This window comes from Methanoregula sp. (assembly GCF_035543475.1).
Lineage (GTDB): Archaea > Halobacteriota > Methanomicrobia > Methanomicrobiales > Methanospirillaceae > Methanoregula.
Window position 1 is genome coordinate 69,044 of record NZ_DATKKA010000010.1, and the last position, 7,057, is coordinate 76,100.

Genomic DNA, 7,057 nt, shown 5'->3' on the forward strand with positions numbered 1-7,057 from the left:
ATTGCCGGCATTTTTTTTGTGAGGGAAAGTCCCGATCGGAAACACTCCTTTGCCGGCTTTCCTTACACCACGCACACCAGGACCATTACGGCCACCACGAGTGCAGCGCCAACAGAGTACATTCCCCTGAAGGCAAAAAATCCCCATCCACTCGTACAGTTCACCTCATTTGTGTGCTGATTCGCTGACCGGCATTCCCCTTCAAAATTTCAAATACCCGGAGATGAGTGAAAATACTTTGGGTCTCACCACGAACCGGGCCTCCACCGGGGAAAAACCGCCGGAAACCCCGCATCTCTTCCACCGGATACCTCCTTTCCCCGTATAACCGGGCCCGGTTGGCAGATCCGGGGATTTTCCGGAAGAAAACCACTCCCGGATCCCCGTTGCGGGACCGCCCTTATTTTCAGGCCGTATCCGCGTTCCGGTAGCCGAAACAGTACCGGGTGACCTGTTGGTTGTTCCCGTTTTCGCGGCCAAAGAAAGGCCGCTAAATTGCACGGTCATTTCCCGCTTAAAACGGCCTGTTTGACAAAATAACGATTTAAAAGAATATTCGTGGAGTGGATTGGCACCCCTTCCACTGGAACCTGTTGTGAGCGGGTCCTGCCCTGGAACCCCTCCGACGGAGAACAACTCCCCATTGAACGCAGGTCCGGTTGGGACCCCCTTTTATAAAGGAACCGGAAACAGAGCCTACCGGGAGTACGGGTTGACGTAATCGTCCGGCTTCCACCAATCGAGCTCGCCTACCGAAAGTGTATGGACCCGGAGCCGGCGCCATGCCCGTTCGTGCTGCGTGCGCAGCCAGATCTCTTTTGGGATCCAGGGCGGGAACGGCAGGGCCCGGACCTCGCGGAGATCGTCCGGGATAATGTCTTCGTAGATCGTCCCGGGATCGATCCGGTACCGGGTCTGCCGGACACGGACAATGCAGGCCGCCTCAGGTTTGAAGATGAAGAGGTCGTACGCAAGGTCAGCCTGTGTGTTCTCCTGCCACCGGTAGCCCATCCGTTCCGCGAACTTCTTGGCCTCCTCGATCGCGGCCACCGGTTTTCTCCCGCGGGTCATTCCTGTACAGTGGGAGGCGGGGCGTTGAAGGTTTTGTGGTTGGAGGGGGATGATGTAAACGGTGTAAGAGTATTTTATCTCCTGACCTCCCATAACGGGTACTGATGTGGTGACGGATGACGCATTGGTCCGTCACGTCCGCGAACAATTCCACCGGCAACCACCACCGGATCCGAACCACTCCCTGATCCATTCACGAGGCAATCACCATGCTGCGGGGCCCCAGAGCTATCTTCAAACGGGACTTTAAAAAATTCTTGAGCACCCCGTTCCTCATCATAGCATCGCTCTTAATCCCCGTGATGTATCTCATCGTGTTTGGGAGCGCGATGGGGGGGACGCTCACCCATATACCGGTCGGTGTCGTGCAGGAAGGACCGCCCTATATTGACACGCCGCTCTTCACAAACGGGGCATACCAGCTCAACCATATCAGCCAGGGGAGCGACAACGATGCACAAAAACTGCTGGACGTAACGGTTTACACCGACGAGGCGGTGGCCAAACAGGATTTGGCGAACGGGAAGATAGCCGGGGTCGTGGTCTTCCCGTCTTCGGTTTCAAACGACAATGCCGTCAGGGTCTATGTTGACAGCTCGGATTCTGTCATGCCCCCGGTCATCATCGGTGCGGTAGAGGGGTTCCTGCAGGGCATCGGTGCGCAGACCACGGTTGTGGTCGACAAGATCTACGGGGATATCACCTATATCCAGTTCTTCGGTGTGGGCGTCATCGTAATGGCCATCTTTACCTCCACCTCGTTCGGTGGCGGTATCGCGCTCATCAAGGACCGGGAGAACGGCATCCACGAAGGCTACCTTGTGACGCCGGTCAAGCGGACCAGCATCATTCTCGGGATCATTTCGAGCGGCACCGTCCGTGCATTCATCGCGGGGACGGTCATCTTCTGGATCGACCTGCTGATTACCGGCATCACGCTCCAGAGTTTCCAGGACTTCCTGCTCGTGCTCCTCGTGATCCTGATCGTGAGCATCGGGGTGACGAGCTTTGTCGTCTCGTTTGCCTCCCGGTTTTCCTCGCAGCAGGAGTACGGCCCGGTGATCGCCTTCTTCAACCTCATCCTCTTCATGACCTCGGGGGCGTTCTACCCGGTGATCGGCATGCCGGGCTGGCTGCGCTGGATCACCGTCATCAATCCGGAGTATTACGGTATCCATGCCCTGCGAAGCATTGTCCTGCGGAACCAGGGATTGAATGTCATAGGAATGGACCTTATTGCCCTCATGATCTTCTCAACCCTGATGATCATTATCGGGATTGTCACGTTCCGGAGGACGCTGGAGTAGGGGGGGAGTATAATATGGGATACTGTTGAACTCCTCGTAAAGGAACACAGTTTGTAATCTGGTCTCGTGAAGATGGCACTTCATTTCTGGATCTTAATGCTGAACTGGATCCAGATGATTTATGCCCAGAGAAAGATGTTACAAAGCAGTTCTGGAAGAATTTGTATTGGGGGATTTATCAAAATTAGAGATATTGAATTATGAAAAAATATATTACTTTGATTTTCTTAATAAACTATCGATGGTTAAGAAATTTTTTTTAAGGTGAAAAATGAAAAAAATTAATCTTCTAGTTACTGGTTCTGCAGTAACAAAAGAAGAATGTCAATCTGAAGGACTTCCTCATAATTATAATTTTACTTTTTTATTGAATAAACCCTCTATGCTTCTTTGGTCGGATAAAATAATTCTCACAAATCATTGTAACGATTATATTCAAAATACGCAGGATTTTGATGCTGGGAAAAAAATGGGTACAGCAGTCCGAAATATTTTTGATATAGCCAAAGAATATAATATGGTTGAAATAAAAGATCCCGATGCAATTTTGACTTCTAATATAGTTGAAAAAATTGAGGAAGAAATAAAAAACGATCGAATAAGACTGGCAAGAAGATTTCCAAGAGAAATCCGATTGGGCGGTCCTGGAGTTCCAGGAGAAATATTTGTTAACAATGAGCAATTTTGTGGGGTAAGACTTCGAGGTGTTTATGAAAGTTTATTTTTAGCTAAAGAATGGAAAGCAGAATCTCTTTTTTCAGATGAAATCTACGATTATTGTAATCACAAATTTGCACTTTCTCTACGTCAATCTGGAGCGATAAAAACCAGACAAGAAAGAATCAAGGCTTTCAATCATATTTTTAGTGTCGCATTACCCGAACAAGATTTAATTCCAAATTATGCATTAGATGATCTACTAACAAATGAAAAACTCCGATGTTCAACCTGTAACAAAATGGAAATTTGTGATAAAAATTTTGTATCGGACTTAGAGAACAATGTTAGAACATATTTAGAATTAAGAGAATATGATGAAATTCAACAAATTCGAGGAGTTTTACAAGATATTTCTAACAAATTAGAAAATGGAAATCCAGAAGTTGATTATACTGAAATTATGCGAGAATTTCAAAAACAAGAACGTGACTTTAAGCGAGATCTGTATTCAACATTTCCCAAGATGAAACAATGGACGCTTCTTGGTATGTGGGCTACAATTCCTTTCACATTGTTCACAGCAGCTAGTTTAGGATTAAATCCTGTAAACCCGATTACTTACACTGGAGCAAGTGCCGCTGCTGCTTGTACTGCTGCTGAGATTGGGGTAAAATTTTTTGAGGCAAAATATAAATGGGTCGGTTTCATTCAAAAAGCCCAAAGAAAAAGCCATTAAATTACATCATTAGATGGCTTGTTCATGGTAGTATACGCTAACTTGGACACTAATACCAATTGAAGGATCTAATAGAGGAGAGATTGGGACTTGAATGATGGAGCGCCTCAGCCGGGCTTTTAACTAAAATTAAATTCAATAAAAAATATACATTATGACGGTTTAAAAGTCCGTCACTACCTGAAACTGGACGATCTCTTCGCAGTTGATCATCCCGCTGAACTAGTTCACCGCGTACCCGCCATCCTTGCTCTCCCTAATACCGCGATCGCTCACAAGGATCCCCGCACCTAACCTGGCGTGGTGTGGAAATTTCCCCCCTCTTTTTTTCCAAATTCCTGCCGTTTATACCCCGGCGAAATCAATGACGTTATCAGGCCCACAGGATCTGGGCAGGAGAATGTCCCATGACTGCAGAAGTGTCAGCACAACCGGCCCTCAATGGATTCAGGGCCCTTTCCAAAGCGGAGAAGCGATGGTTCATGATCCGTGTGCATGATCTGCCGCGTATCCCCGCTAAGGAGAGCCCGGCGCTGAAGTGCCAGCCGGTGTCGTGAGCATGTGAGGATAAGGGAACGGCTGGTGGCCGGTGTTCTCCCCGGAAAACATCCCCATCAGCCAGAACCTTACCAGAAACGTACCCCGTCTGCGGACAAAAGAAACAATACCTCTTCCCCGGCAAGGAAGAGCCAAAAATGATTCTAAAAAAAATATCCATTCCGGACTTAGAAGTCCGTCATTACCCGGAACTGATCGATCTCTTCGCGGTTGAGCTGCTCGATGAACTCGTTTGCCGCGTGCTCGATGTCCTTGCTTGCCGTGATACCGCGGCCGACCACGAGGATGTCAGCGCCTGCCTTGAGGGCATCCTTTACGACTTCGACACGGATACCGCCGGCGGTTGCCACCAGCAGTTTTCCGCCTGCTGCCTTCTTCATCGCAGCGATATCGCCCCACGCATGGGCGGTCTCCTCGGTGTCGATGGCCCGGTGGAGCTCGACAATGTCAGGCTTCACCTTGAGCTTCTCGATGAGTTTTGCCGGGTTCTGCACGTTGAGCATATCGATGATCGAGTAGATGCCCACCTTGCGGGCTTCCGCAATCGCCTTCTCGATGGTGGAGGTCGGGGCAAGGCCCGAGACCACGACCGCGTCTGCGGTGGCGTCGGCCGCCATGCGGGCCTCGAGGTTGCCGGTGTCGAGGATCTTCATGTCCGCGATGATGAACGCGTTGGGGCGGAACTTCCGGATCTCGCCGATGACATTGAGGCCGAACTTCTTGATCAGCGGGGTTCCCGCCTCGATGATCACGTGGTCGTTCTGCGGCACTTCCTTTAAGACCTGGGCAACCTTGCCCATGTCCACGAGGTCCATGGCCACCTGCAGGTACGGCGGGTCCCAGAGGCGCTGCACCTTGAATCCCATGATCGCGTGCGGGGCCCGGTCCTTCTCGTACACGAGCGTCTTTGCGTCCGGGAACTTCTCAAGCGCCCGGCGCAGGGCAAGCTTGGTGGCGCCGTAGTTGTACCGGTAGATCCGGTTGTAGTCCTTTGCCTCGGGGTGGACAAATGCCGATGCAATGATCGCGATCTCCTCGATGTCCACGTTACCGAACACGCCTTCCTCAAGACTGTCGGCGATTGCCTTTGCAACCGCGGCCTGCACGGGCCCGAACATCTCGTTGACCTGCTCCATGCCCTTTAAGGTCACCTTGGGGATGATGACCGTCGCAGGCTTGGTGAGCAGGTTGGGGCGGACGACCGCGAGGAGCGGGGTGTGTCCCATAGACAACTGGGATACCGCATTGGCAAACGCGGACCCGACCGGGCCTTCCTTGTTACCCAGCAGAAGATCGATGTGGGCGAGTTCCGCGCCCTCGCCGATAAGTGCTTCTCCGACAAGATACATGTGAATCTTTTATCTCCGGTTACTTATGTGACCGTCAACCATGATAAGATTACGGGGACAATGTGACGGCACCCGGCTGCTCCCCCCACTTGGGACCGGCGGGAGAACGAAAACAGGATAAAATGACCGGCACGTATCAGGACTTCCCGTCCCGATCGCGTTCAGAAAAGACCTCTTTTGCTGCCGCTATCCCATTGAGCGCAGCGGGGAAGCCCGCATACACGGCCATCATCGTGATGATCTCCACCACTTCTTCCCGGGTCACCCCGACATTGAGGGCACCGTGGATATGAACCCGCAGCTGCGGAGCTGCGTTCCCGAGCGCCGTAAGGGCAGCGACCACCGCGATCTCCCGCGACCGGAGGTCAAGGCCCGGCCTGCTGTAGATATCCCCGAACGGGAACTCAATGGTGTACCGCCCCAGATCAGGCGCGATATCTTTGAGGCTCTCGATCACCTTCTCCCCGGCATGGCCGTCAACTTCCTTAAGTTTCTCCCATCCCCTTCGGTAGCGTTCGCTTTCCATATACCGGATCTGCACCGCCGGAATTAAATACCTGCAGGCCGTTTTCGCGGGCATCAGACATGCAGTGTTCCGGAAAAGATGTCCACTGCGTGGCCGGCAAGGATCACCCGGTCGCCGGCGAGCGTGACCTTCACCGACCCTCCCCGGGCAGAGCACTGGAACCCGGCAAGTTCGGTTTTGGCAAGTTTTCCTCCCCAGTACGGTCCCAGGCAGCAGTGGGCGGAGCCGGTCACCGGGTCCTCCGGGACCCCTGCGGACGGGGCAAAGAACCGGGAGACAAAGTCCACGTCCGGGAGATCGGAAGCCGCGGTCACGATGATGCCCCGGGCAGGTAACGCCGCAAGGGCGGCCATGTCCGGCTCGCAGTCGCAGACGTCTGCTGCGGCGGGCAGCTCCACGAGAATGTCGAACCGGCCCTTCCCGGTAAAGACCGGGACTGCCCCGAGCATCTTATCGAGCCCGGGAATGGGCGGGATCGCCTGTGCCGGATCTGCCGGGAAATCAAGGGTGATCCATGCCCGGTCCTGCCGTGCGGTAAGCGTCCCCGAGAGCGTATCAAAGGAGATCGGCGACCCCTCTCCTGCCCGCCCGGTCTTCCAGAGCACAAACGCGGTGGCAAGCGTTGCATGGCCGCAGAGCTCAACCTCCTGGGCCGGGGTGAACCAGCGCAGGTTCCAGCCGTTTGCCGCCGGGTGGACAAACGCGGTCTCCGAGTGTTTCAGTTCGGCTGCCACCTGCTGCATCCAGCCCGGTTCGGCAGGGCCGTCCAGGATGCAGACCGCGGCGGGGTTCCCGCGGAACGGGTAACCGGTAAAGGCATCGACAACGTGCAGCTCAGCGCTCATAAAAG

Annotated in this window: 7 protein-coding genes; 3 read left to right on the forward strand and 4 right to left on the reverse strand. The window is 53.0% G+C overall.

The features are described 5' to 3' along the window. Positions 1 to 696: 696 nt before the first annotated feature. On the reverse strand, positions 697 to 1,071 hold the full coding sequence (locus VMS83_RS04490; protein ID WP_325410287.1) for a hypothetical protein: 375 nt from the start codon (positions 1,069 to 1,071) through the stop codon (positions 697 to 699). 257 nt (positions 1,072 to 1,328) lie between these two features. Here VMS83_RS04490 and VMS83_RS04495 point away from each other — a divergent pair, with 257 nt between their 5' ends. The 3 genes from VMS83_RS04495 (at position 1,329) to VMS83_RS04505 (ending at position 4,331) form a co-directional block, all read left to right on the forward strand. Next, positions 1,329 to 2,378, forward strand: a complete 1,050-nt coding sequence (locus VMS83_RS04495; protein WP_325410288.1) for an ABC transporter permease — start codon at positions 1,329 to 1,331, stop codon at positions 2,376 to 2,378. 271 nt (positions 2,379 to 2,649) lie between these two features. After that, complete coding sequence (locus tag VMS83_RS04500; RefSeq protein ID WP_325410290.1) at positions 2,650 to 3,774, forward strand: hypothetical protein; 1,125 nt, start codon at positions 2,650 to 2,652, stop codon at positions 3,772 to 3,774. Between the two features lie 407 nt (positions 3,775 to 4,181). Continuing rightward, positions 4,182 to 4,331 (forward strand): hypothetical protein, encoded by a 150-nt coding sequence (locus VMS83_RS04505; RefSeq protein ID WP_325410292.1) that lies wholly within the window; start codon positions 4,182 to 4,184, stop codon positions 4,329 to 4,331. Between the two features lie 168 nt (positions 4,332 to 4,499). Here VMS83_RS04505 and VMS83_RS04510 read toward each other — a convergent pair whose 3' ends face one another. From VMS83_RS04510 to VMS83_RS04520, 3 genes are all read right to left on the reverse strand, one after another. Then, positions 4,500 to 5,681: a bifunctional 5,6,7,8-tetrahydromethanopterin hydro-lyase/3-hexulose-6-phosphate synthase gene (locus tag VMS83_RS04510; RefSeq protein ID WP_325410294.1), complete on the reverse strand. Its 1,182-nt coding sequence runs from the start codon at positions 5,679 to 5,681 to the stop codon at positions 4,500 to 4,502. 136 nt (positions 5,682 to 5,817) lie between these two features. Next, positions 5,818 to 6,207, reverse strand: a complete 390-nt coding sequence (locus VMS83_RS04515; protein WP_325410296.1) for a carboxymuconolactone decarboxylase family protein — start codon at positions 6,205 to 6,207, stop codon at positions 5,818 to 5,820. A gap of 53 nt (positions 6,208 to 6,260) precedes the next feature. After that, on the reverse strand, positions 6,261 to 7,057 hold a 797-nt coding region (locus VMS83_RS04520; protein ID WP_325410298.1), incomplete at its 5' end, for a PhzF family phenazine biosynthesis protein.